Annotated in this window: 27 protein-coding genes and 1 tRNA gene; 17 read left to right on the top strand and 11 right to left on the bottom strand. The window is 64.5% G+C overall.

Features of this window, described 5'->3' with window-relative positions; genetic code table 11:
- Positions 1-19 precede the first annotated feature (19 nt).
- Entirely contained in the window at positions 20-1,705 is a 1,686-nt protein-coding gene (locus tag L0977_RS16245; protein WP_234265898.1) for an NAD+ synthase, read from the top strand.
- Positions 1,706-1,738: 33 nt separating this feature from the next.
- Entirely contained in the window at positions 1,739-2,374 is a 636-nt protein-coding gene (locus L0977_RS16240; RefSeq protein WP_234265897.1) for a flavin reductase family protein, read from the top strand.
- Between the two features lie 20 nt (positions 2,375-2,394).
- Here L0977_RS16240 and L0977_RS16235 read toward each other — a convergent pair whose 3' ends face one another.
- Complete coding sequence (locus L0977_RS16235) at positions 2,395-2,841, bottom strand: Lrp/AsnC family transcriptional regulator (protein WP_234265896.1); 447 nt, start codon at positions 2,839-2,841, stop codon at positions 2,395-2,397.
- 160 nt (positions 2,842-3,001) lie between these two features.
- Here L0977_RS16235 and L0977_RS16230 point away from each other — a divergent pair, with 160 nt between their 5' ends.
- Both L0977_RS16230 and L0977_RS16225 read left to right on the top strand, forming a co-directional pair.
- Positions 3,002-3,613, top strand: a complete 612-nt coding sequence (locus L0977_RS16230; RefSeq protein ID WP_234265920.1) for a glutathione S-transferase family protein — start codon at positions 3,002-3,004, stop codon at positions 3,611-3,613.
- Between the two features lie 77 nt (positions 3,614-3,690).
- Positions 3,691-4,029, top strand: coding sequence for a P-II family nitrogen regulator (locus L0977_RS16225; protein WP_234265895.1), 339 nt, complete (start codon positions 3,691-3,693; stop codon positions 4,027-4,029).
- 6 nt (positions 4,030-4,035) lie between these two features.
- Here L0977_RS16225 and L0977_RS16220 read toward each other — a convergent pair whose 3' ends face one another.
- The 3 genes from L0977_RS16220 to L0977_RS16210 are packed head-to-tail and all read right to left on the bottom strand — an operon-like array spanning position 4,036 to position 5,610.
- Positions 4,036-4,629, bottom strand: a complete 594-nt coding sequence (locus L0977_RS16220; protein ID WP_234265894.1) for a TIGR00730 family Rossman fold protein — start codon at positions 4,627-4,629, stop codon at positions 4,036-4,038.
- Positions 4,630-4,649: 20 nt separating this feature from the next.
- Positions 4,650-5,036, bottom strand: coding sequence for a diacylglycerol kinase (locus L0977_RS16215; RefSeq protein WP_234265893.1), 387 nt, complete (start codon positions 5,034-5,036; stop codon positions 4,650-4,652).
- Between the two features lie 28 nt (positions 5,037-5,064).
- Complete coding sequence (locus L0977_RS16210; RefSeq protein ID WP_234265892.1) at positions 5,065-5,610, bottom strand: RDD family protein; 546 nt, start codon at positions 5,608-5,610, stop codon at positions 5,065-5,067.
- Positions 5,611-5,865: 255 nt separating this feature from the next.
- Here L0977_RS16210 and L0977_RS16205 point away from each other — a divergent pair, with 255 nt between their 5' ends.
- From L0977_RS16205 to L0977_RS16175, 7 genes are all read left to right on the top strand, one after another.
- A complete protein-coding gene (locus L0977_RS16205; RefSeq protein ID WP_234265891.1) occupies positions 5,866-7,638 on the top strand; it encodes an acetolactate synthase 3 catalytic subunit in 1,773 nt (590 codons plus the stop codon).
- Positions 7,639-7,754: 116 nt separating this feature from the next.
- Positions 7,755-8,246: an acetolactate synthase small subunit gene (gene ilvN, locus L0977_RS16200; RefSeq protein WP_234265890.1), complete on the top strand. Its 492-nt coding sequence runs from the start codon at positions 7,755-7,757 to the stop codon at positions 8,244-8,246.
- A gap of 145 nt (positions 8,247-8,391) precedes the next feature.
- Positions 8,392-9,408 carry a ketol-acid reductoisomerase gene (ilvC, locus tag L0977_RS16195; protein WP_234265889.1) on the top strand — a complete coding sequence of 339 codons (1,017 nt, stop codon included), beginning with the start codon at positions 8,392-8,394 and terminating at the stop codon, positions 9,406-9,408.
- Positions 9,409-9,532: 124 nt separating this feature from the next.
- Complete coding sequence (gene pssA, locus L0977_RS16190) at positions 9,533-10,345, top strand: CDP-diacylglycerol--serine O-phosphatidyltransferase (protein ID WP_234265888.1); 813 nt, start codon at positions 9,533-9,535, stop codon at positions 10,343-10,345.
- Between the two features lie 205 nt (positions 10,346-10,550).
- The gene (gene leuA, locus L0977_RS16185) at positions 10,551-12,260 is read left to right on the top strand and encodes a 2-isopropylmalate synthase (RefSeq protein WP_234265887.1); all 1,710 of its coding nucleotides are present in this window, start codon (positions 10,551-10,553) and stop codon (positions 12,258-12,260) included.
- A 20-nt stretch (positions 12,261-12,280) separates the two neighbouring features.
- Complete coding sequence (locus L0977_RS16180; protein WP_234265886.1) at positions 12,281-13,822, top strand: 2-isopropylmalate synthase; 1,542 nt, start codon at positions 12,281-12,283, stop codon at positions 13,820-13,822.
- A 176-nt stretch (positions 13,823-13,998) separates the two neighbouring features.
- A complete protein-coding gene (locus L0977_RS16175; protein ID WP_234265885.1) occupies positions 13,999-15,144 on the top strand; it encodes a serine hydrolase in 1,146 nt (381 codons plus the stop codon).
- 98 nt (positions 15,145-15,242) lie between these two features.
- On the opposite strand, the gene L0977_RS16170 is transcribed toward L0977_RS16175, so the two are convergent.
- The 5 genes from L0977_RS16170 to L0977_RS16150 all read right to left on the bottom strand — a co-directional run bounded on the left by L0977_RS16170 (position 15,243) and on the right by L0977_RS16150 (position 18,455).
- Positions 15,243-16,043, bottom strand: a complete 801-nt coding sequence (locus L0977_RS16170) for an IclR family transcriptional regulator (RefSeq protein WP_234265884.1) — start codon at positions 16,041-16,043, stop codon at positions 15,243-15,245.
- A 96-nt stretch (positions 16,044-16,139) separates the two neighbouring features.
- Positions 16,140-16,874, bottom strand: coding sequence for an arginyltransferase (locus L0977_RS16165; RefSeq protein ID WP_234265883.1), 735 nt, complete (start codon positions 16,872-16,874; stop codon positions 16,140-16,142).
- A complete protein-coding gene (aat, locus tag L0977_RS16160) occupies positions 16,871-17,641 on the bottom strand; it encodes a leucyl/phenylalanyl-tRNA--protein transferase (protein ID WP_234265882.1) in 771 nt (256 codons plus the stop codon). The genes L0977_RS16165 and aat overlap by 4 nt, the downstream gene beginning before the upstream one ends.
- A complete protein-coding gene (locus L0977_RS16155; RefSeq protein WP_234265881.1) occupies positions 17,638-18,012 on the bottom strand; it encodes a VanZ family protein in 375 nt (124 codons plus the stop codon). Before L0977_RS16155 ends, aat begins: the two co-directional genes overlap by 4 nt.
- A gap of 2 nt (positions 18,013-18,014) precedes the next feature.
- Complete coding sequence (locus L0977_RS16150; RefSeq protein WP_234265880.1) at positions 18,015-18,455, bottom strand: Cd(II)/Pb(II)-responsive transcriptional regulator; 441 nt, start codon at positions 18,453-18,455, stop codon at positions 18,015-18,017.
- Between the two features lie 73 nt (positions 18,456-18,528).
- On the opposite strand from L0977_RS16150, the gene L0977_RS16145 reads away from it, so the two are divergent.
- The 6 genes from L0977_RS16145 (at position 18,529) to L0977_RS16120 (ending at position 21,372) form a co-directional block, all read left to right on the top strand.
- Positions 18,529-18,894: a hypothetical protein gene (locus tag L0977_RS16145; protein WP_234265879.1), complete on the top strand. Its 366-nt coding sequence runs from the start codon at positions 18,529-18,531 to the stop codon at positions 18,892-18,894.
- Positions 18,895-19,002: 108 nt separating this feature from the next.
- Positions 19,003-19,554, top strand: coding sequence for a signal peptidase II (gene lspA / locus L0977_RS16140; protein ID WP_234265878.1), 552 nt, complete (start codon positions 19,003-19,005; stop codon positions 19,552-19,554).
- Positions 19,551-19,967: a disulfide bond formation protein B gene (locus L0977_RS16135; protein ID WP_234265877.1), complete on the top strand. Its 417-nt coding sequence runs from the start codon at positions 19,551-19,553 to the stop codon at positions 19,965-19,967. Before lspA ends, L0977_RS16135 begins: the two co-directional genes overlap by 4 nt.
- Before the next feature lie 17 nt (positions 19,968-19,984).
- Positions 19,985-20,653: a DsbA family protein gene (locus L0977_RS16130; RefSeq protein WP_234265876.1), complete on the top strand. Its 669-nt coding sequence runs from the start codon at positions 19,985-19,987 to the stop codon at positions 20,651-20,653.
- Positions 20,654-20,664: 11 nt separating this feature from the next.
- Positions 20,665-20,740: transfer RNA gene (locus L0977_RS16125), tRNA-Asn, on the top strand.
- A 119-nt stretch (positions 20,741-20,859) separates the two neighbouring features.
- Positions 20,860-21,372 carry a hotdog fold thioesterase gene (locus tag L0977_RS16120; RefSeq protein WP_234265875.1) on the top strand — a complete coding sequence of 171 codons (513 nt, stop codon included), beginning with the start codon at positions 20,860-20,862 and terminating at the stop codon, positions 21,370-21,372.
- Between the two features lie 16 nt (positions 21,373-21,388).
- Here the strand turns inward: L0977_RS16120 and L0977_RS16115 are convergent, their stop codons facing one another.
- Entirely contained in the window at positions 21,389-22,456 is a 1,068-nt protein-coding gene (locus tag L0977_RS16115) for an NAD(P)/FAD-dependent oxidoreductase (protein WP_234265874.1), read from the bottom strand.
- 16 nt (positions 22,457-22,472) lie between these two features.
- The gene (gene fdxA, locus L0977_RS16110; RefSeq protein WP_234265873.1) at positions 22,473-22,802 is read right to left on the bottom strand and encodes a ferredoxin FdxA; all 330 of its coding nucleotides are present in this window, start codon (positions 22,800-22,802) and stop codon (positions 22,473-22,475) included.
- Positions 22,803-22,898 lie beyond the last annotated feature (96 nt).

Raw genomic sequence — 22,898 nt, 5'->3', positions numbered from 1 at the left:
TTTCCCCAGGTCCCCAGAGATGTCGCTCGCCGTCCGTATTGCCCAGCTCAACTTCGTGGTGGGCGACCTGCCGGGCAACGCCCGCCGCATCATCGATGCCGCCCGCCAGGCCCACGCCGACGGCGTGCGCCTGCTGCTCACGCCCGAACTGGCGCTGTGCGGCTATGCGGCCGAAGACCTGTTTCTGCGCCCGGCGTTCATCGACGCCTGCGATGCCGCGCTGCAGACGGTGGCCGAGGGCACCGCCGACCTGGCGGGGCTGCACATCGTGGTGGGGCACCCGAGCCGCGTGGCCCCGGGCAAGCGCGAGCGCAGCGTCTCGGTCGCCGGTCTGCACAACGCCGCCACGGTGCTGTGCGCCGGGCAGGTGGTGGCGCGTTACGCCAAACGCGAGCTGCCGAACTACCAGGTGTTCGACGAACGGCGCTACTTCCTGCCGGGCAACGAGCCCTGCGTGTTTGCCGTGTCCGGCGACGATGGGCAGCCGGTGCGGGTGGGCCTGCTGATCTGCGAGGACGCCTGGTTCGACACGCCCGCTGCCGATGCGAAGGCGGCAGGCGCCGACATCCTGGCCGTGATCAACGCCTCGCCCTTCCACGCCGGCAAGGGCGGCGAACGCGAAGCCACCATGCGCCAGCGCGCCCAGGCCACCGGTCTGCCGCTGATCTATGCGCACCTGGTGGGTGGGCAGGACGAGATCGTGTTCGAAGGCCGCAGTTTCGTGCTGGCGGCCGATGGTGCGCTGGCCGGCCGCGCCATCAGCTTTGAAGAGACTTTGTTTGACGCTGCCTTCACACGGCAGGGTTCAGGCTGGGCCATCGTGGCCGACACCGACCGTGCCCACAGCCCGGAAGCCGATCTCTGGCACGCGCTCGTGCTGGGCGTGCGCGACTACATCGGCAAGAACGGGTTCCCGGGGGCGATCCTGGGGCTGTCGGGCGGTATCGATTCGGCCCTGGTGCTGGCCATCGCGGTCGACGCGCTGGGCAAGGACAAGGTGCGCGCGGTGATGATGCCCTCGCCGTACACGGCCGACATCTCCTGGATCGACGCGCGCGACATGGCGGCCCGCCTGGGCGTGCGGTATGACGAGGTCTCCATCGCGCCCGAGTTCGAAGCCTTCAAGACCTCGCTCGGGCCATTGTTCGAAGGCCGCGCGGAAGACACGACGGAAGAAAACATCCAGGCGCGCATTCGCGGTACCTTGCTGATGGCGCTGTCCAACAAGTTCGGCGCCATCGTGCTGACCACGGGCAACAAGAGCGAGATGGCCACCGGCTACTGCACGCTCTACGGCGACATGGCCGGCGGTTTTGCCGTCATCAAGGACGTGGTCAAGACCCAGGTGTTCAAGCTGGCGCGCTGGCGCAATGCGCACGACCCCTTCGGCACCGGTGCCGATCCGATCCCCGATCGCATCATCACCCGGCCACCCAGCGCCGAGCTGCGCCCGGACCAGACCGACCAGGACAGTCTGCCCGAATACGCCGTGCTCGACGCCATCATTGAGCGCTACATGGAAAACGACGCCAGCCCGGCCAGCATCGTGGCCGAGGGATACGCGCAAGCCGATGTCGACAAGGTGGTGCGGCTGATCCGCATCAACGAATACAAGCGCCGCCAGGCGCCCGTGGGCATCCGCGTCACGCACCGCAGCTTCGGCAAGGACTGGCGCTACCCCATCACCAGCAAGTACCGCAGCTGAACGGCCCCATGGCCCTTCAACCGGTGTAGACGCGTGGACATCGACTTCAGCCAGCTCACGGCCTACCAGCGCTACAAGCTGATGGCCAGCCTGATCGTGCCGCGGCCGATCGCGCTGGTGACCACGCTCAGCCCAGGCGGCGTGGTCAACGCCGCCCCGTTCAGCATGTTCAACATGCTGGGAGAAGATCCACCCCTTCTGATGCTCAGCATCAACCGCCTGGCCGGCGACGCGCTCAAGGACACGGCCGCCAACATCCGGGCCGAACGAGAGTTCGTCGTGCACATCGCGGACGAACCCATTGCCGAAGCCATGCACCGGTGCGGTGCCACGCTGCCGCGTTCGCAGAGCGAGCTGGACCTGGTCGGCCTGCACGCCTGCCGCAGCGCGCAGGTGCGTCCACCGCGCATCACCGAGGCCCCGGTGGCTTTCGAGTGTGTGCTGCACGAAACCCTCGAAAATCAGAGCCGGCACATCTTCATCGGCCGGGTGGTGCACCTGCATGCTCGCGAAGGCCTCGTCGACACCGAGACCTGGCGCGTGCGCCTGCAGGACTACTTCCCCGTGGGCCGGTTTGGTGCCAGCTTCTATACCCGCACGCGCGACCGCTTTGCCATGGAGACGCCGGCGGAGGCGACCTCCCACCACACGCCCATCGACGAAATCTGAGCTTGCCTGCGCGGACCGCGTCAGCGCGGGGCCGGAACGGTCACGTGCTTGTGAACGGGGCCGGAGAGCACCAGTGAGGTGGTGACGGCGCCGTGGACGGCCAGCGCATCGACCACACGCTCCAGATCGCCCGGGGCCGCGATCGCGCAGCGCACGACGAAACAGTCTTCGCCCGTCACGCGGTCGGCCTGCAGCACCTCGGGCATGCGCTCGAAGAGCGCAATATAGGGGCGGATGCCGCGGTGATCGGTCTGGATGCGGATGATGGCGATCAGCCCGATGCCGATGGCGCGCAGGTTGACGCGGGCGCTGTAGCCTTCGATGACGCCGGCATCCTCCAGCTTGCGCACGCGCTCGCTCATCGCGGGCTGCGAGAGGCCGACCTGTTTGCCGATGGCAGCCAGGCTCTGGCGGGCGTCCTGCTGAAGGGCGCGCAGGATCAGAAGGTCTTTGCGGTCAAGTTCCATGGGCTGGAGAGGGGCGTTCGGTGCCGATGGATCATCGCCCGAGCGGGCCATTTTCCGATGAGTCGCCATGGGCGTAGGGACGGGGAAGGCCTATCGTAGGTTATGCGGTCCCGCACGGTGCGGCCGCCGCTCATCTTCCTCAGGAAACCCCACCATGTCCCTGCAGCTTGTCGGCATGCTCGATTCCCCTTACGTCCGCCGCGTGGCGGTGGCCCTGCAATTGCTGGAACTGCCCTACCAGCACCGGCCCTTGTCGGTCTTTCGCGACGCCGAGGCCATGTCGCGCATCAACCCCGTCACCAAAGTGCCGGCCCTGGTGTGTGAAGACGGTCAGGTGTTGCTGGATTCGACGCTGATCATCGCGTACCTGGAGGAGCGCGCCGGGCGCGAACTGTTGCCCACCGAGGCCGCCGCCCGCTTGCGCGAACGCCGCCTCGTGGGGCTGGCGCTGGTGGCTTGCGAGAAAGCGGTGCAATGGGTGTATGAACGCGACCTGCGGCCACCCGAACGCTTGCACGTTCCGTGGCTCGAACGCGTGCAGGGGCAACTGGCGGCGGCCTGGCGCAGCCTGGAACAGGCGCTGGCCGAAGCACCGTTGCCACATGGGGCAGCGGCGGACGTGGGGCAGGCTGCTCTGAGCCTGGCGGTGGCCTGGCGCTTCACCCGGCAACTGCTGCCAGGTGCGCTGGATCCGGCGATGTACCCCCGCACGCAGGCCTTGGCCGACGCGCTGGAGGCCATGCCCGCTTTTCGGGCCGTTCCCCACGACTGAACGCGCGCCATGCGGGGCGAGCGTGATACAGTTTTAAGGAAGTTTTTTTGTTCCCACCTTTCCCCGGAGACACCCGCATGAAGCAGATCACCGCCGTCATCAAACCGTTCAAGCTCGAAGAGGTCCGCGAAGCGCTGGCCGAGCAGGGTGTGACCGGCCTGACGGTGGTGGAAGTCAAGGGTTTCGGGCGCCAGAAAGGCCATACCGAGCTCTACCGCGGCGCCGAATACGTGGTCGACTTCCTGCCCAAGGTGAAGGTCGAAGTGGTCGTCAACGAAGCCGATGTCGACCGCTGCGTCGACGCCATCGTGCGTGCCGCACGCACCGGCAAGATCGGTGACGGCAAGATTTTTGTCACCCAGGTCGAGCGTGTGGTGCGCATCCGCACCGGTGAAGAGGACGAAGCCGCGGTCTGAGCGGCCTCAGATCTGTTCCAGCCGGTCGGCGGGCGTCACGCCCCCGGCCTGCACCAGTTCCGGCAGCAGACGCTGCCAGTCCGCGTCGATGCGCACCAGCTCCATCTGCCACGGACCCATGAACTGCTGGTCGACGCCGGTCTGCATGAAGTTCACCAGGCCGTCGTAGTAGCCGCCCTGGTTGAGCAGGCCGATGGGCTTGTCGTGGTAGCCCAGTTGGCGCCAGGTCCAGACCTCAAAAAATTCCTCGAACGTGCCGATGCCCCCAGGCAGCGCCAGGAAGGCATTGGCGTGTTCGGCCATCAGGCGCTTGCGCTCGTGCATTGTCTCGACCACATGCAGTTCGGTGCAGTCGTGGTTGGCCATTTCCTTGTCGACCAGGGCCTGCGGGATGATGCCCACCACCCGGCCGCCGGCTTCCAGTGTGGCGCGGGCCACCTCGCCCATGAGGCCGTTGCGTCCACCGCCGTAGACCAGTTGTCCGCCGTGTTCGCCGATCCAGCGACCCACGGCACGGGCGGTTTCGGCATAGGCGGGCTGTGCGCCGGGGCGCGAGCCGCAGTAGACGCAGAGGGAAAAAGCGGGTGCGGTGGCTGTCATGGCGTGCAGGGAGTGTCAGATCAGAGAAAACAGTGCCAGAGGGCGGCCGCCCAGATGCCGCCGCAGACCAGGAGGCTCAGCAGCACCGCCGCGCTGCCCATGTCTTTGGCGCGTTTGGACAGGTCGTGCCATTCGGGGCCGATGCGGTCAATGGCGCTTTCCACGCCGGTGTTCAGCAGTTCCACCACCATCACCATCACCACGGAGCCGGCCAGCAGCGCGACCTCCACCCAGGTGGTGCCAAGCCAGAAGGCCGCAGGCACCAGGGCCAGGGCGGCGAGCGCCTCCTGGCGGAAAGCGGTTTCCTGCCAGCCAGCTTGCAGGCCGGCCAGGGAGTAACCGAAGGCGTGGCGCAGGCGGCTGAAGCCGCGGCGCTGTTTCTGGGGGTTGACGGGAGTGTCGTTCACGGGTGGTTCAGGCCTGGAGCCATGGTCATCAGGGCGTCCACCAGCGTCGCCGGGCGCCCGCGGGTTCAGGGGGCTTGTGATGGATCAGGCGGGTGCCGGCGAGTGCATCGTGGACAAACTGCCTTTCCCTGTGGAAGCGCGAGAGCAGGGCCCAGATGGTGATCCAGCCCAGCATGACGACCGTCAGCTCACCGCCGGACAGCGACCAAAGTCCTCCGACCGCCAGCGGCGGCAGAAACCACAGCCATGCCAGCGCGTAGCGCACCAGCGCACGCGCCTGGGAGACGGGGCGCCCGCGGTGGTCGACGAGCCGGATGTGCCAGGTTTTCATCGCCAGCGTCTGCCCGCGGGACCAGAACCAGACGAAATAGATCCCGAACACGACGAACAGGAAAGCCTGCTGCATGTGCCGATTGTCCAGCGCGTGGCGAGTCTGGGTCAGCGCGGAGAACAGGTAACCCGCGATGAACACAACGCCAAACATCAGCGTGCCTTCGTACATCCAGCATGCCATGCGCCGCATGAGGGGCGGGGCGGTGAGGTCCGGCTGGGTGGATGAGACGGGCTCTGTCATGGTTCGGGGTGGCGAAACCCGGCATTGTCGCACCGTGCCGTGGCGTTCCGGCGACGGCCTGGTGATCGGTGATGCTTCATGGGCTGGCACTGATGAGATAATGCGCGTTGCACATAAAAAAGAGCAAACGGGTCAAGGTCCGGCGGGGTATGTGTCCGCTCATGTCCTTTGGCCTCAAGTCCCGACACCGCTTCACAAGAGTGGGTGAAGGGGCACCCAAGGTTTTTCGTCAGAGAAATTCTCGAAAGGTTGATCATGGAAATCTCCAAGGCCGAGCTGGCTTCTGCAGCCGCAGCCGGTGCGCCCGCCCAGGAACTGCGCGGTGCCGAAATCCTCGTCAAGACCCTGCAAGCCGAAAACGTCCAGTACATCTGGGGTTATCCGGGCGGCGCGGTGCTTCACATTTACGACGCCCTGTACAAGCAGGACACCATGCAGCATGTGCTGGTGCGCCATGAACAGGCAGCCGTGCACGCCGCCGACGGTTATGCCCGCGCCACGGGCGATGTCGGTGTGGCCCTGGTGACTTCGGGCCCGGGCCTGACGAATGCCGTGACCGGCATCGCTACCGCCTACATGGACTCCATTCCGATGGTGATCATCGCCGGCCAGGTGCCCACGGCGGCCATTGGCCTGGACGCTTTCCAGGAGTGCGACACCGTCGGCATCACGCGGCCTATCGTCAAGCACAACTTCCTGGTCAAGGATGTGCGTCAGATGGCCGAGGTGATGAAGAAGGCCTTCCACATTGCCCGCAGCGGCCGCCCCGGCCCGGTGGTGGTGGACATTCCGAAGGACGTGTCCTTCAACAAGACCGCTTACACAGGCTATCCCGAGTCGGTGGAGATGCGCTCCTACAACCCGGTGCGCAAAGGCCATGGCGGCCAGATCCGCAAGGCGCTGCAACTGTTGCTGTCGGCCAAGCGTCCCTACATTTACACCGGTGGCGGCGTGCTGCTGGGCAACGCGGTCAACGAGTTGCGCACGCTGGTGGACATGCTGGGCTATCCGGTCACCAACACGCTGATGGGCCTGGGCGCCTATCCGGCCACCGACCGCAAGTTCCTGGGCATGTTGGGCATGCACGGCACGCTGGAAGCCAACAACGCGATGCAGAACTGCGATGTGTTGCTGGCCGTGGGGGCCCGATTCGACGACCGCGTGATCGGCAACCCCAAGCACTTCGCTTCGGTGGACCGCAAGATCATCCACATCGACATCGACCCGTCGAGCATCTCCAAGCGCGTGAAGGTGGACGTGCCCATCGTGGGTGACGTCAAGGACGTGCTGACGGAACTGATCAGCATGGTGCGCGAGAGCAGCCACAAGCCCGACGAGAAGGCCTTGTCGGCCTGGTGGGAGTCCATTGAAGGCTGGCGCTCGCGCGACTGCCTCAAGTACGACCGGGGCAACACCGAAGTCATCAAGCCGCAGTTCGTCATCGAGACGCTGTGGAACATGACCCAGGACGCCGATGCCTACATCACCTCCGATGTCGGCCAGCACCAGATGTGGGCCGCACAGTACTACCGCTTCAACCAGCCGCGTCGCTGGATCAATTCCGGTGGTCTGGGCACCATGGGGGTCGGTATTCCCTACGCCATGGGCATCAAGCTGGCCAAGCCCGAGAGCGAGGTCTACTGCGTCACGGGTGAAGGCTCGGTGCAGATGTGCATCCAGGAGCTGTCGACCTGCCTGCAGTACAACACGCCGATCAAGATCCTGTCGCTGAACAACCGCTACCTGGGCATGGTGCGCCAGTGGCAGGAGATCGAGTACTCCGGCCGCTACAGCCACAGCTACATGGATGCGCTGCCCAATTTCGTGAAGCTGGCCGAGGCCTATGGCCACGTCGGCATGCTGATCGAGCGGCCCCAGGACGTGGAGGGTGCGCTGCGCGAGGCCCGCAAACTCAAGGACCGCACCGTGTTCATGGACTTCCGCACCGACCCCACCGAGAACGTGTTCCCGATGGTCCAGGCCGGCAAAGGCATCACCGAGATGCTGCTGGGCGCCGAAGACCTGTAATGTCCCCGCCGCCGGTACCGTGATCGGTGCCGGCAGTTCCCTTCAGACGAATCTATTTGTCGCCAAGCCCGCGGCTTACCGGCCACGGGGGAGGGCGCAGAAAAGAGGAATCGCACATGAAACACATCATCGCTGTCCTGCTCGAAAACGAGGCAGGCGCTCTCTCCCGCGTGGTGGGCCTGTTCTCGGCCCGTGGCTACAACATCGAGTCGCTGACCGTGGCACCGACGGAGGATCCGTCGCTTTCGCGCATGACCATCCAGACCACGGGGTCGGACGACGTCATTGAGCAGATCACCAAGCACCTGAACCGCCTGATCGAAGTCGTCAAGGTGGTGGACCTGACCGAAGGGGCCTACACCGAGCGCGAGCTCATGCTGGTGAAGGTACGCGCCGTCGGCAAGGAGCGCGAGGAGATGAAGCGCATGGCCGACATCTTCCGCGGTCGCATCATCGACGTGACCGAGAAGAGCTACACCATCGAACTGACGGGCGATCAGGGAAAGAACGACGCGTTCCTGGAAGCGATCGACCGCAGCGCGATTCTCGAAACCGTGCGCACCGGCGCCTGCGGCATTGGCCGGGGCGAGCGCGTGTTGCGCGTCTGACCCAGTTCTCCGGGCACCGCTGCGTCGCTTTCGCTGGCGAGGCGGTGCCTGCAACGGGGCTCGGTCGGCCGGTGGCGCTGGGGAGCCTGGCGCCACACTCGTTACCATTGCTGGTTTTTTTCAAGATTTCAACCGGAGCAACCTCATGAAAGTTTTCTACGACAAAGACTGTGACCTCAGCCTGATCAAGGGCAAGACGGTCGCCATCATCGGCTACGGCTCACAAGGCCACGCCCACGCCCAGAACCTGAACGACAGCGGCGTGAAGGTCGTGGTCGGCCTGCGCAAGGGCGGCGCCTCCTGGGACAAGGTCGGCAAGGCCGGCCTGAACGTGCTCGAAGTGAACGACGCGGTGAAGGCTGCTGACGTCGTCATGATCCTGCTGCCCGATGAGCAGATCGCCGAGGTGTACAAAAACAACGTCGAGCCGAACATCAAACAGGGCGCCTCGCTGGCCTTTGCCCACGGCTTCAACGTGCACTACAACCAGGTCGTGCCCCGCGCCGACCTGGACGTGTGGATGGTCGCCCCCAAGGCCCCCGGCCACACCGTGCGCTCCACCTACGCTCAGGGCGGCGGCGTGCCCCACCTGGTGGCCGTGCACCAGGACAAGTCCGGCAAGGCTCGTGACCTGGCGCTGAGCTACGCCATGGCCAACGGCGGTGGCAAGGCCGGCATCATCGAGACCAACTTCAAGGAAGAGACCGAGACCGACCTGTTCGGCGAGCAGGCCGTGCTGTGTGGCGGTGCCGTCGAGCTGATCAAGATGGGCTACGAAACCCTGACCGAAGCCGGCTACGCACCCGAAATGGCCTACTTCGAATGCCTGCACGAGCTCAAGCTCATCGTGGACCTGATCTACGAAGGCGGCATTGCCAACATGAACTACTCGATCTCCAACAACGCGGAGTTCGGTGAGTACGTGACCGGCCCCGAAGTGATCAACGACCAGTCCCGCGTGGCCATGCGCAACGCCCTCAAGCGCATCCAGAACGGCGACTACGCCAAGATGTTCATCCAGGAAGGCCGCCTGAACTACCCGAGCATGACCGCTCGCCGCCGCAACACCGCCGATCACAGCATCGAAGTGGTGGGTGCCCAGCTGCGTGCCATGATGCCCTGGATCGCCAAGAACAAGCTGGTCGACCAGACCCGCAACTGATCCCGGCGATACCCTGAGCCAAGGCCACTTCGGTGGCCTTGGCCATTTTCGGGCCTGTCCGGTGGCTTACACTGGCGAGCTGCGCGTGCGGGCCCATGTCTGTCACGCAGGCGGCGAGAACTTCATGCACGACGGAACCGATCCTCAACACGACTCTGCGGTCGACGCTCCCCGTCGACCCAAAAAGGGCATCTACATGCTGCCCAACATGATCACGCTGGCAGCGCTGTTCGGCGGCTTCTATGCGGTGGTCATGGCCATGAACGGGCGCTACGATCTCGCGACCACGGGCATCTTTGTGGCCATGGTACTCGACAGCCTTGACGGCCGTGTGGCGCGCATGACGCACACGCAGAGCGCCTTTGGCGAACAGATGGATTCGCTGGCTGACATGGTGTCTTTCGGCGCTGCGCCCGCCCTCATCGCCTACGAGTGGACCCTGCGCGACCTGGGTCGCTGGGGCTGGATCGCTGCCTTTGTCTACTGCGCCTGCGCGGCTTTGCGGCTGGCGCGTTTCAACGTCAACACCGGTGTCGTGGACAAACGCTGGTTTCAGGGGCTGCCATCGCCAGCTGCTGCAGCGTTGGTGGCCGGTTTCATCTGGCTGATGACCGATACCGAGGTGCCGGCCAACGAAGTCACCTGGATCATGTTCTGCCTGACGCTGTTTGCGGGCCTGACCATGGTGACCAACGTGCCGTTCTACAGCTTCAAGGACCTGAGCATCAAAAAGAGCGTGCCGTTTGCCGCCATCGTGCTGGTGGCCCTGGGCATTGCGGTGATCAACATCCATCCGCCCACCGTGCTGTTTGGCCTGTTCATCTTTTATGGCCTTTCCGGTTACGCCGTCTATGGCTGGCGCAAGGCCAAGGGCCGGCCCACCAGCGTCATCAGCACCTCGACCGACGAACCGGACGAGCGTGGGCTGCACGACTGAGTGCACCATCGCGCGCAATCTGTGCTACATTGATCGCCATGCAAAACCTGTCGCTAGCTCTACTACTGTTGTCCCACGGGCAGGTAAGGTAGCGCGCGTCAGTTTTTCTCTACCCGATCGGCCCGTATGCCTCCAGCAACGGGCCGTTTTCTTTTTTGTATGCAGGTTGCTGGTCGCTTTCCCTCCACCTTGGAAGACCCGCACCATGCTCAAGCAGCCTGCCACCAAATACCGTCCCTTCGCCCCCATCGGTCTCCAGGACCGCACCTGGCCGGATGCCGTGCTGACCGAGGCGCCGATCTGGTTGTCCACCGATCTGCGTGACGGCAACCAGGCGCTGGTGGAGCCGATGGACGCGGCGCGCAAGCTGCGCATGTTCGAGCTGCTTCTGTCCATCGGCTTCAAACAGATCGAGGTCGGGTTTCCGGCCGCTTCGCAGATCGAATACGACTTCCTGCGCAAGCTGATCGACGAGAAGCGCATTCCCGATGACGTGACGATCCAGGTCATGACGCCCGCTCGCGAGGAGCTGATCGCGCGCACCATCGAAGCTCTGCGCGGGGCACCGCGCGCCATCGTGCACGTGTACAACGCGGTGGCACCGGCCTGGCGCGAGGTGGTTTTCGGGATGACGGTGCCACAGGTGATGGAACTGGTGGCGCGCAGCGTGACCCAGGTGCGGCGCCTGACCGACGCCGCGCCGCAGACCGAATGGACGCTGCAGTACTCGCCCGAGACTTTCAGCCTGGCGGAGCTGGAGGTGTCGGCCCAGGCTTGCGAAACCGCGATCGCCGCCTGGGGCGAGGGACGCACCATCATCCTCAATCTGCCGACCACGGTGGAGAACGCCACCCCCAATGTGTTCGCTGACCAGATTGAATGGATGAGCCGGCGTTTCGGTCAGCGGCCGGGCGTGGTGCTCTCGGTGCACCCGCACAACGACCGTGGCACCGGCACGGCCGCGGCCGAACTGTCGCTCATGGCTGGCGCGCACCGCGTGGAAGGTTGCCTCTTCGGCAACGGTGAGCGCACCGGCAACCTCGACATCGTCAACGTCGCGCTGAATCTCTATACGCAAGGTGTTTCGCCAGGGTTGGATTTCTCGAACATCGACGAGATCCGTGCCACGGTTGAACACTGCAACCAGCTCCCTGTGCACCCGCGCCATCCTTACGTGGGTGATCTGGTCTACACCTCCTTCTCAGGCTCCCACCAGGATGCCATCCGGAAGGCGTTCGCCGCTCACGAGGCCGGCGACATCTGGGAGATCCCGTACCTGCCCATCGATCCGAAGGATTTGGGTCGCAGCTACGAAGCTGTGATCCGGGTGAACAGCCAGTCGGGCAAGGGTGGCATGGCCTACCTGCTCGAAAGCGAATACGGGTTGGCTTTGCCACGGCGCCTGCAGATCGAGTTCAGCCAGATCGTGCAGCGGGTGATGGACGTGCAGGGCAAGGAGCTCAGCGCGACCGATCTCTGGCAAATATTCCGCGACGAATACCGCCTTGACACGGAAGACGGCCTCCAGCATCGGGTGCAGGAAGTGCAGGGCAGTGGCAGTGACGCCGTGACGGTGCTGCACGGCGAGCTGCGCTGGCGCGGTGAAGCGCACGCCATTCGCGGGCGAGGGACCGGGCCGATCGATGCATTCAGCCGCGCCCTGGGCGAGGTCTGTGGCCATGCCATTCGCGTGGTCGATTACCACCAGCACGCCATGGGCGCTGGCGCCGATGCCCGTTCGGTGGCGTATGTCGAGATGCGGGTGGACGACTCCCGCACGCTGTTTGGCGTCGGTGTCGACGCCGACACCACGGCCGCGGCGCTGGCCGCGGTGGTTTCCGGCCTGGCGCGTGTGGCGGACCGTTCACCGGAGCAGGCACAATCCCAACCCGAGCCGGTCGCCGTGGCGGCCTGATACCCATAAGGAGAGACCCGATGACCGACAAGCTGATCATTTTCGACACCACCTTGCGCGATGGCGAGCAGTCGCCCGGCGCGTCCATGACCAAGGACGAGAAGCTGCGCATCGCCCGCCAGCTCGAACGGCTGAAGGTGGATGTGATCGAGGCCGGCTTTGCGGCCAGCTCGAACGGTGACTTCGACTGCGTGCAGGCGATTGCCAACACCATCAAGGATTCGACCGTGTGCTCGCTGGCGCGGGCCAATGACCGCGACATCGCGCGGGCTGCCGAGGCGCTCAAGGGCGCCCAGCGTGCGCGCATCCACACCTTCATTGCGACCAGCCCGTTGCACATGGAGAAGAAGCTGCGCATGACGCCCGACCAGGTGTTCGAGCAGGCCAAGCAGTCGGTGCGTTTTGCCCGCAACCTCGTGGACGACATCGAGTTCAGTCCGGAAGACGGCTATCGCAGCGATGTGGACTTCCTCTGCCGCGTGCTCGAAGCCGTGATCAACGAAGGCGCGACCACACTGAACATTCCGGACACCGTGGGTTATGCGATTCCCGAGTTGTACGGCAACTTCATCCAGACGCTGCGCGAGCGCATTCCCAATTCCGACAAGGCCATCTGGTCGGTGCATTGCCACAACGACCTGGGCATGGCGGTGGCCAATTCGCTGGCCGGCGTGAAGATTGGCGGCGCACGCCAGGTGGAATGCACCATCAACGGCCTGGGCGAACGCGCCGGCAACTGCTCGCTGGAAGAGGTGGTGATGGCCATCAAGACCCGCCGAGACTACTTCAACCTCGACGTGGGCATTGACACGTCGCAGATCGTGCCCGCCAGCCGCATGGTCAGCCAGACAACGGGCTTCGTGGTGCAGCCGAACAAGGCTGTGGTCGGCGCGAACGCCTTCGCGCACGCTTCGGGCATCCACCAGGACGGCGTGCTCAAGGCACGTGACACCTACGAGATCATGCGCGCCGAGGACGTGGGCTGGAGCGCCAACAAGATCGTGCTGGGCAAGCTCAGCGGCCGCAATGCCTTCAAGCAGCGCCTGCAGGATCTGGGCATCGAGATGGAGTCGGAAAGCGAGATCAACACCGCGTTCGCCAAGTTCAAGGAACTGGCCGACCGCAAGGCAGAGATCTTCGACGAGGACATCCTGGCTTTGTGCAGCGACGAGAGCGTCACCGCTGAGCGGGAGCAGTACGGCCTGGTTTCGCTGGCCCAACACAGCGAAACCGGCGAGCGACCGCATGCGGTCGTGGTCTTCACCGATGGGGGGCAGGAACTGCGTGGCGAAGCGGATGGCAACGGACCCGTCGATGCATCGCTCAAGGCGATCGAAAGCCATGTCCAGAGTGGGGCCGAGTTGGTGCTGTATTCGGTCAATGCCATCACCAGTGGCTCGACTGAAAGCCAGGGCGAGGTGACCGTGCGCCTGCAGCACAGCGGTCGGGTGGTCAACGGCGTGGGGGCCGACCCGGACATCGTGGTGGCGTCCGCCAAGGCTTACCTGAGCGCGCTCAACAAGCTGCAGAGCAAAGCCGAGCGCGTCGCCGCGCAAGGGTAGGGCCTTTTAAATCAAGAACTTGCAACGATTTCCATCGCCAGGACGCGCTTCGAAACCAAAAGTAGCACTTGTTCCGGTGGCTAATGAAGAAATCCATACAAGTTTTTGATATTGCTGATTTTTTCCGGTGTGTCTATACTCCGCTTCAGCGCATTTTTGGTTGGTTGGAGTGGGGTATGTTTTTTCGCATCGCACGGATTCGTCGGGTCTTGGGAATCGGCGCGGGCCTGATGCTCGCGTTGGCGCTTTCAGCGCCGGTGGTGGGTGAGGCGGCAACCAAAGCGAAGAAGCCGGTCGCCACTGCCAAGAAGAAAGACACCCGGAAAAGCACCGCTGTAGCCAAGTCGTCCAAAGGCAAGACTGCGGTCGCGAAAAAGCGATCACGTGACGACCGTGTCGCATCCAGGTCTTCGCGCAAAAAAGTCACGCTGGCCAAAAATGGCCGCAAGCAGGCCGTGACGACGGCAGTGGCAGCTTCGAGCATGGTACGCGTCGCGGCCGAACCCCGGTCGTCGGTGGGGCAGCGTTTGGGCCTGCGGGGCAGTGACGATCCGCTGGACCTCAATTCCAGCGTGGCCCTGGTGATCGATCAGGACACCAACGAAGTGCTGTTCAGCAAGAACGATGCGGCGGTGTTGCCGATTGCGTCGCTGACCAAGCTGATGACAGGCCTGGTGATTGCCGAGGCCAACCTGCCGATGGATGAGCAGGTCACGATCACGTCGGAAGATGTGGATGTCTACAAGGGCAGCAGTTCGCGGCTGACGGTGGGTTCCACGCTCACGCGCGGCGAGTTGCTGCACCTTGCCCTGATGTCCAGCGAAAACCGGGCAGCGCATGCTCTGGGGCGGACCTATCCGGGCGGGCTGCAGCAGTTTGTGCGGCAGATGAATGCCAAGGCACGGGAATTGGGTATGTTCGACACCCGTTACGTCGAACCCACCGGGCTGCTCAGCCAGAACCAGTCCAGTGCCCGCGATCTGGCGATTCTCGTGTCCGTGGCCTATCAACGGCCCCTGCTGCGCGATTTGTCCACGTCGCCAAGCCATCTGGTCGATCTGGGCAGTCGCACGCTGCAGTACAACAATTCCAACCGCCTGATCCGCAGCCCTGAATGGGATATCGGCTTGCAGAAGACGGGCTACATCTCCGAGGCAGGACGCTGCCTGGTCATGCAGGCCAAGATTGCCGGGCGTCAGCTCATCATGGTGTTTCTCGATGCTGCGGGCACGCTGGCCAGGGTGCAGGACGCCGAGCGCGTGCGCCGCTGGGTGGAGGCTCAGGGCAACCTGCAACTGCATGCTGTCCGGCCGCAGGGGTGAGGTGGTGTGATACGGCATGACCCGCCGCCGACCATAAAAAATAGCCTCCGCAGGAGGCTATTTTTTATGGTCGGCTCATGGGGCAAGACCGTGGGCGATCACCGCAGGCTGTGCTGAGGCAGGTCCACCGGGCAGCCCAGCGCGGCAGAAATTTCATGGGCGGTGGCTCGCAATTTGGGCACCCAGCCTTCATCGATGCGGTCGGCCGGTGCCGAGATCGACAGTCCGGCGACCAGCTTGTTCTGATCGTCGTAGATGCCTGCCGCCATGCAGCGCACGCCCAGCTCCAGCTCCTCGTTGTCGCGGGCCAGACCCGCCTGCCGGCACTGTTGCAACTCGCGTTCCAGCAGCGGCAACTGGGTGATGCTGTTGCGGGTGTTGCCCGCGAGGCCGGTGCGCGTGGCATAGGCCCGAACGCGCGTGGACTCTTCGGCCGCCAGGAACAGCTTGCCGGTGGAGGTCAGGTGCAGGGGCGCACGGCCGCCGATGGCGCGCACCACCTGCATGCCTGAACGTTCGCTGTAGGCCCGCTCCACATAAACGATTTCGTCGCCCTGGCGCACACTGAGGTTCACCGGCTGCTGGATCTGACGGTGCAGTTCGCGCATCGGGAGCAGCGCCGCGTCGCGGACATTCAGCCGGGCCTTCACGAGGTTGCCCAATTCGAGCAGACGCATTCCCAGGCGGTAGCTGCCTGCTTCAGGCCTGTCGACGAAACGGCCGATGGTGAGATCGTTGAGGATGCGATGGGCAGTGGAGGGGTGCAGACCCGTCTTTTCGCTGATTTCCTTGAGCGACACAGGCTCTTCGCGCGAGGCCAGCACTTCCAGCAGGTGGAACATGCGTTCGATGACCTGGACGGTGGGCGTGGAAGGCAGGGTATCGGATCGTTTGGTCATGACAGAGCAGGCCTGAACAGGCGTTTGCTCTATTTTACCTAATGAAATGCCGTTTCCTGTCGCGAGGGCGTGGCTGGCGGAAACGGTGTATGGGTTTCACCCTTGAACCCAGTGGCCGTCGATCAGCAGCTCATGGGGTTGAAAGCGCTCCTTGTAGCGCATCTTGTCGCTTTGTCCGATCCAGTAGCCCAGGTAGACGTGGGGCAGTTTGAGCGAGCGGGCCTGTTCGATCTGCCAGAGCACGCTGTAGGTGCCGTAGCTGGCTTTGTCATCGGGCTCGTAGAAGGTGTAGACGGCCGAAATGCCCTGGTTGAGCACATCGACGATGGACACCATCTTGAGCCGGGGAGGCTCGCCGGCGGGGCCCGGCTCGTAGAACTCCACCAGCCGCGAATTCACCCGGCTTTGCAGCAGGAACTGGGTGTACTGATCGATGCTGTCGTGGTCCATGCCACCGCCGGCATGGCGGCTGTTCTGGTAGCGCAGGTAGAGCTGGTAGTGTTCGGGGACGAAACACAACTTGAGCACCCGGGTCTGCAAGGCGGCATGCTGTCGCAGGCAACGCCGCTGGGTCCGGTTGGGTTCAAAACGGGCCACAGGGATGCGCAGCGGCACACAGGCATGGCAGCCGTCGCAATAGGGCCGGTAGGTGAACATGCCGCTGCGGCGGAAGCCATGGCTCACCAGGTCCGAGTAGGCGTCGTTGTGAATGAGGTGACTGGGGGTCGCCACCTGCGAGCGGGCCTGGTGGCCGGGCAGATAGCTGCAGGGGTAGGGCGCCGTCGCATAGAACTGCAGCGCCTGGAGCGGAAGTTCCTTGGGGTGCGTCACGCCTGCGGGTCGGTGTCGGTAAAAAGGTGATTCCAGTATACGGGGTCGAACCGCCAGGCGGGGGACGGATGTTGCAGTGCCTGACGCAGGTGGCGGCAGAATTCGGCGCGCGGCATGGTGGCCGCCCCCATGGAGGCGAGATGCGGGGTTTCCTGCTGGCAGTCGATGAGGGGCAGATGGTGGTGGCGTGCGAAAGCCACCAGAGCGGCCAGGGCCAGCTTTGACGCGTCGTTGCGCCGGCTGAACATGGATTCGCCGTACACCATGGCGCCCAGGTTGATGCAATAGAGTCCGCCCGCCAGATCACCGTCGATCCAGGCTTCCACGCTGTGGGCCGAGCCTGCCTGGTGCAGCTCGCTGTAGGCCTGGACCATGGCCGGAAGAATCCAGGTGCCGTCCTGCCCACGGCGGGGCGTGTGTGCGCAACTGCGGATGACCCGTTCGAAATCGTGATCGAAGCGGATGTCCAGTCGCGCGTCGCGCAACAGGCTGCTGAGCGTTTTGCGCAGGGAGCGGTGCAGGCGAAACCGCGCCGGATCCAGCACCATGCGCGGGTCGGTACTCCACCAGAGGATGGGCTGACCGGCGCTGTACCAGGGGAAGATGCCCCGCGAATACGCGCCCACCAGGGTCGGTACGTCCAGCACACCGCCGGCAGCCAGCAGACCGGGGGCCGGCTCTGCAGGGCCCCAGGCTTCTTCCACCGGTGGAAAGGCCTCGCCCGGTTCCAGCCAGGGCAGTGGATGAATGTCCTGCAGCCGGGTCATGCAGGCAAGGCAGGGCGTGGCCCGTATCGGTAGGCACCCATCACCGCGACAACCCCGACGGCGTCGGCGATCCAGTCCAGAACGTCGCCATGGCGCCAGCCCGTGGCCGCCTGAGCGCATTCGATCAGCACACCGAACGCCAGCAGTCCCACCGTCAGGCGGGAGGCTCGGGAAGGGTAGGCCAGCAGGCCCAGAACGCTGAGGATGGCAAAGCCCAGTGCGTGTTGGGCTTTGTCCCACCAGTCGAACCATTGAGGCGGCAGCTGGTCAACCGGGGTGACGGACAACGCGAACACGGTGCCCGTCGCCAGCCAGAAGGCCAGTTGCCACAGGGGCGTACGGGGATGAAACCAGGAGGCAGGAGGGCGCATGCTCAGGTTGAGAGTGGGGCTGAGCCATGGCAGGCACAGGCTTCGCCGTGCGCGGCAGCCACCAGTTCGTCCAGAATGCCGCAATTGCCATCGGGATGGCGGCCATCGCAGCGGGACTGCAGCCTCAGCAACTGCTTTTCCAGGGCGTGCATGCTCTGGAGCCGGGCGCGCACGCGGGCCAGTTGTTCCCCGATGAGGTCGTCGACACCGTCGCAGTGGCTCCCGGGGTCGTCCACAAAGCCCAGCAGGCGGGCAATCTCGGCCAACGGCATGTCGAGAGCCCGGCAATGGCGCACGAACGACAGCCGCTCCAGGTGGTGCGCTTCGTATTCGCGGTAGCCGTTGTCGCGCCGCGCGGGTGCCGGCAGCAAGCCCTGCTTTTCGTAGTAGCGGATGGTCTCCACGTCCACGCCCGTGGCGGCGGCCAGTTGTTTGATCTGCATGTCAGTACCTCGACAGGTTTGACACTGTAGCCGCTCCAAGGTTTCCAATGGGCGCCTTCTTGATCATTTTGCGGTGCTGCTGTTGCGTCCCTTGCCCTTCCTTGCCCGTTGCTGCGCGCTCCTGCTCGCCGGCTGCTGGCTGGCCTGGGTGCTGGGCGCCGGGCTTGGCGCGCTGGAGCCCCAGTCGACCACGCTTGAGCATTCGACAGTGCTCGATGCCGACGCGGTCGTGCACTTGGTTGCCAGTCTCCCGTCCGATACGGCCGCGCAGGCTTGCGAAACAGGCTGTCACGCGCATTGCTGCCAAAGCCTGTGGGCCGAGCCGTTCAGACTCGGCGTCCCCGACGCTCGCCATCGGGTGCCCATGTTCGAGGGCATCTGCTTGTCTGGCGCACCCGCCAGGCGGCCCGAGAGGCCCGACTGGTTGCTGACCATCTGAGCAGAGAGCCACGGCTGCGGCGTGGTGTCGCTGCAAAAGTGGTGCGGTGTGCACGCGGGTGCCCGCACACGGTGCAACCCTTCCTGGGTTGCTGAAACGAACCGATGGATGGCAGGGTTTTCAATGGCTCTTTTGGCTTGGTGGCGGCGGCCATCGCGCGCCCGTTGGTGTCTGGTGGTCGCCGCGCTGGCGGGACTGGACCAGATCAGCAAGGCGTTTTTTGCAGACTGGATCCCGCTTTACGGTGTGGTCGAAGTCACGCCCTTTTTCAATCTCGTGCACACCTTGAATGAGGGGGCTGCGTTTTCGTTTCTCGCCGATGCGGGCGGCTGGCAGCGGCTGTTCCTGATCGTGGTGAGCGTGGCAGTGATCGTGCCGGTCACCCTGGTGAGTCTGGCGGCATCCACTTCACCGATGGAGCGCAAGCTCGGGGCGCTGGTCGTTGCTGGTGGCCTTGGCAACCTGGTGGACCGGGTGCAGACCGGCGCAGTGGTCGACTTCCTCGACTTTCATGTCCAAGGCTGGCATTGGCCGGCATTCAACCTGGCCGATGTGTTCATCGTCTGCGCGGCCATGGTCTGGGTGATCTTGGCATGGCGCCCGGCGACACGGGTGCGTGACCACGCACCCGTGTCACCCGTTTCCGGAGACCGCTCATGAAGGCACCCTGGCTGTGGTTGCTGGCAGCGTGCGCGATGGCGGTATGCGCCACGGCGGGCGCCCTGTTTCTGGGGGAGGTCATGGGCATGACCCCGTGTTCGTTGTGCTGGTACCAGCGCATCTTCATGTTTCCCCTGGCCATCGTATTGCCCATGGCCTGCTACGTCGGTGATCGCCGCGGTGCCGTCTATGCCCTGCCGCTTGCAGCAGGGGGCACGCTCGCGGCGATCTATCACACCCTGCTGCTCGCCGGCATCGTGCCCAAAGCCTGGGTACCGTGTGGTGCCGGTGCCTCCTGTGCCGACCAGCGCCTTCTGATTCTCGGAGGGGTTCCCATCCCCTGGCTGTCTCTGGCCGCTTTCCTCGTCATTCTGGGCTCGCTGGCCCTCTATCTGAAAAAGACCTCACCATGAACACTCGCAAACTCATTGTGCTGGGCCTGGTGGCTCTGGTGCTGCTGGCCTTCGCGCTTGGCACCCAGGTCTATCAGCGCCAGACACAACAGGCCCAGGCCGACAAGGTGGCTCAGGAGACGGAGCGGCTGGTGCGCATGCATGCACCTGTGCTCGGGCCGCAGAACGCACCGGTGACCATCGTGGAATTTTTCGACCCGGCCTGCGAAACCTGCCGCGCGTTTTATCCACTGGTCAAAGAGCTCCTGCAACGCTATCCCGATGACGTGCGCCTGGTGATTCGCTACGCCCCTTTGCATCAGGGTTCGGATCAGGTGGTGCGCCTGCTCGAAGCCGCGAAACGACAGGGCCGGTACTGGCCGGTCTTGGAGGCGGTGCTGGCCGCGCAGCCCCTGTGGGCCGATCATGGGCAGCCCAATGTGGAGCTGGCGTTTGAAGCCGCTGCCCAGACCGGTCTGCTGGACATGGCGCGGGTGCGGGCCGATGCAGGCAGTGAGGCGGTGACCGCCATCCTGCAGCAGGACATCGCCGACCTCACCGCGCTGGGTGTCAACAAGACGCCCACCTTTTTTGTGAACGGACATCCGTTGCCGACCTTCGGTGCTGACCCCTTGAAGGCGCTCGTGGCGGAAGAAGTTGCAAAGAATCGGACTGGGCTTGAAAAAGGCAAAAAAATGTCGCTATAATCGTGGTCTGTTCCCTGATAGCTCAGTCGGTAGAGCGACGGACTGTTAATCCGCAGGTCCCTGGTTCGAGTCCAGGTCGGGGAGCCAGAACATTGCTGACAAGCAAAATTGAAAAGCCCTTGGTTTGAGAAAGCCGAGGGCTTTTTTCTTGCTGGTGTCGCGGTATGGCTGGAGGGGCGCCCGCTCTGTTGTTATCTTGTCCCGATATGACATCGACTTCAGCCCCTTCTTCCACGCCGGCACCAGCACCGGCTTCCATCTGGTTCACCCCACCCGATCCGGTCGCGCTCAATGCGCGGGGCCGGGGCACCGCGAATGAGCATGTGGGTGTCGAAGTGGTGGAGGTTGGTCCCGACTACCTCAAAGGGCGCCTGCCGGTGGATGATCGTACCCGGCAGCCGGCCGGGGTGTTGCATGGTGGCATGTCTGTGGTGCTGGCTGAAACCTTGGCGTCCTGGGGAGCGGCCTGCACCGTGGACCCGCAGCGCTTTCATTGTGTGGGGCAGGAGATCAATGCCAACCACGTGCGTGCGGCTCAGCGCGGCTGGGTCTACGGCACCGCGAGGCCCTTGCACATCGGTCGCACCAGCCAGATCTGGGAAGTGCACATCCATGACGAAGCAGGGCGCCTGGTCTGTGTTTCCCGGATGACTGCGGCTGTGCTCGCCACGGCGTCGCGCTATCAGCAGGTGCCAGCAACGCCATCGACTGGCGACTGAGGCTGGTCGGCCGGATTCAGGCCCCGCGCGCGGCGACGCCCAGCAACTGGTGCAGGCGGGAGCTGGAGGTGGTGTATTCAAGATGCACCGGCTTGCCCGGGAACACCAGGGGCACGGCTCCGTATGCGGCCATGACGCATTCGTGGAAGCCGGAGACGATGAGCTTTTTCTTGCCCGGGTAGGTGACGACGTCGCCCACGGCAAAAATGCCGGGCGCGCTGGTCGCCAAGGTGGCCGTGTCCACGACGACCTGTTTGCGTTCCAGTGCCAGGCCCCACTCGGCGATCGGCCCCAGGCGCGGCGACAGACCCAGGAAGGCGAGGATGCGGTCGACCGGCAGTGGGGTCTGTGAGCTGTCGGGCTCCAGCACCTGCAGGGTCGTGAGCCGGTCGCCCTCGGTGCCGATGCCTGTCGGCTGGCCGATGACCAGGCGCAGGCGGCCCGCCTGACAGGCGTCGCGCATGGCCTGCACGCGCTCGGGTTCGGCCTGGAAGACGTCGCGCCGGTGCATGAGCGACACGCTGGCGGCCTGGCCGCCGGTGCTCAGGGTCAAGGCGGCCGCCAGGGCCTCGTCGCTGTCCCCGGCGACCAGCACGTGCTGACCGGTCACCACCGGCAGCGTGGCCGGGTGGTAGAGCAGTTGCGTGCCCTCAAAGCGGTCCATGCCGTCAACTTTGAGCGGTCGCGGCTCGAACGCGCCCACCCCCGCAGCGATGAACACCGTGCGGGTCACGAAGCGGGTGCCTCTGTTCGTGGCGACGAGCCAGCGACCATCGGCCTGCGGTTCGACCTGGCGGACCGTCTGGCCCAGATGAAAGCGGGGGGTGAAAGGCTTGAGCTGCTGCAGCAGCCCCTCGGTCAGTGACCCACCGGTACATACCGGCACGGCCGGGATGTCGTAGATGGGTTTGTCCGGGTACAGCGCGACGGGCTGGCCGCCGGGCTGGGGCAGGGCGTCGACGATGTGGCAGGCGATTTCGAGCAGGCCGAGCTGGAAAGCCTGGAACAGGCCCACCGGGCCGGCGCCGATGATGACGGCATCGGTCTCGATCAGGTCGGTTGCGGCGGCGCCCGCGGCGTTCATCGGCGCGGCAGTGCGCTCAGCGGATCAGCTCGGAGAGCTTGCCGGTGCGGTCCTTCCACGCCTCGTGGTCGGGCAGCGGGTCTTTGCGCTTGGTGATGCTCTTCCAGTTGGGCAGTTTGGCCAGCTCGGCGTTGAGCTCGGTCATGTGCACCTGATCCTTGGGCAGATCTTCCTCGGCGTAGATGGCGCTGACCGGGCATTCCGGGATGCAGACGGCGCAGTCGATGCATTCGTCGGGGTCGATCGTCAGGAAGTTCGGGCCTTCGCGGAAGCAATCCACCGGGCAGACATCGACACAGTCGGTGTATTTGCAGCGGATGCAGGCTTCGGTGACAACGTGGGTCATGGTGCTGGGGACGTGCTGATTTCGGGGAAACCGTGGATTTTAGGCCGGAGCGAGGGTAGGCCTTCTGCAAAGGCCTTGTCTTGATCCAAGTTAAGC

It is taken from the genome of Hydrogenophaga sp. NFH-34, assembly GCF_021401345.1.
Classification (GTDB): domain Bacteria; phylum Pseudomonadota; class Gammaproteobacteria; order Burkholderiales; family Burkholderiaceae_C; genus Hydrogenophaga; species Hydrogenophaga electricum.
The sequence above is the reverse complement of the archived record's forward strand: the minus strand, read 5'-3'. Positions and strand labels throughout refer to the sequence as shown.

Coding starts and splice junctions, on each gene's coding strand:
- L0977_RS16245 (WP_234265898.1), top strand. CDS start 20: ATGTCGCTCGCCGTCCGTATTGCCCAGCTCAACTTCGTGGTGGGCGAC.
- L0977_RS16235 (WP_234265896.1), bottom strand. CDS start 2,841: ATGGAACTTGACCGCAAAGACCTTCTGATCCTGCGCGCCCTTCAGCAG.
- L0977_RS16225 (WP_234265895.1), top strand. CDS start 3,691: ATGAAGCAGATCACCGCCGTCATCAAACCGTTCAAGCTCGAAGAGGTC.
- L0977_RS16220 (WP_234265894.1), bottom strand. CDS start 4,629: ATGACAGCCACCGCACCCGCTTTTTCCCTCTGCGTCTACTGCGGCTCG.
- L0977_RS16210 (WP_234265892.1), bottom strand. CDS start 5,610: ATGACAGAGCCCGTCTCATCCACCCAGCCGGACCTCACCGCCCCGCCC.
- L0977_RS16205 (WP_234265891.1), top strand. CDS start 5,866: ATGGAAATCTCCAAGGCCGAGCTGGCTTCTGCAGCCGCAGCCGGTGCG.
- ilvN (WP_234265890.1), top strand. CDS start 7,755: ATGAAACACATCATCGCTGTCCTGCTCGAAAACGAGGCAGGCGCTCTC.
- ilvC (WP_234265889.1), top strand. CDS start 8,392: ATGAAAGTTTTCTACGACAAAGACTGTGACCTCAGCCTGATCAAGGGC.
- pssA (WP_234265888.1), top strand. CDS start 9,533: ATGCACGACGGAACCGATCCTCAACACGACTCTGCGGTCGACGCTCCC.
- leuA (WP_234265887.1), top strand. CDS start 10,551: ATGCTCAAGCAGCCTGCCACCAAATACCGTCCCTTCGCCCCCATCGGT.
- L0977_RS16180 (WP_234265886.1), top strand. CDS start 12,281: ATGACCGACAAGCTGATCATTTTCGACACCACCTTGCGCGATGGCGAG.
- L0977_RS16175 (WP_234265885.1), top strand. CDS start 13,999: ATGTTTTTTCGCATCGCACGGATTCGTCGGGTCTTGGGAATCGGCGCG.
- L0977_RS16170 (WP_234265884.1), bottom strand. CDS start 16,043: ATGACCAAACGATCCGATACCCTGCCTTCCACGCCCACCGTCCAGGTC.
- aat (WP_234265882.1), bottom strand. CDS start 17,641: ATGACCCGGCTGCAGGACATTCATCCACTGCCCTGGCTGGAACCGGGC.
- L0977_RS16155 (WP_234265881.1), bottom strand. CDS start 18,012: ATGCGCCCTCCTGCCTCCTGGTTTCATCCCCGTACGCCCCTGTGGCAA.
- L0977_RS16150 (WP_234265880.1), bottom strand. CDS start 18,455: ATGCAGATCAAACAACTGGCCGCCGCCACGGGCGTGGACGTGGAGACC.
- lspA (WP_234265878.1), top strand. CDS start 19,003: ATGGCAGGGTTTTCAATGGCTCTTTTGGCTTGGTGGCGGCGGCCATCG.
- L0977_RS16135 (WP_234265877.1), top strand. CDS start 19,551: ATGAAGGCACCCTGGCTGTGGTTGCTGGCAGCGTGCGCGATGGCGGTA.
- L0977_RS16120 (WP_234265875.1), top strand. CDS start 20,860: ATGACATCGACTTCAGCCCCTTCTTCCACGCCGGCACCAGCACCGGCT.
- L0977_RS16115 (WP_234265874.1), bottom strand. CDS start 22,456: ATGAACGCCGCGGGCGCCGCCGCAACCGACCTGATCGAGACCGATGCC.
- fdxA (WP_234265873.1), bottom strand. CDS start 22,802: ATGACCCACGTTGTCACCGAAGCCTGCATCCGCTGCAAATACACCGAC.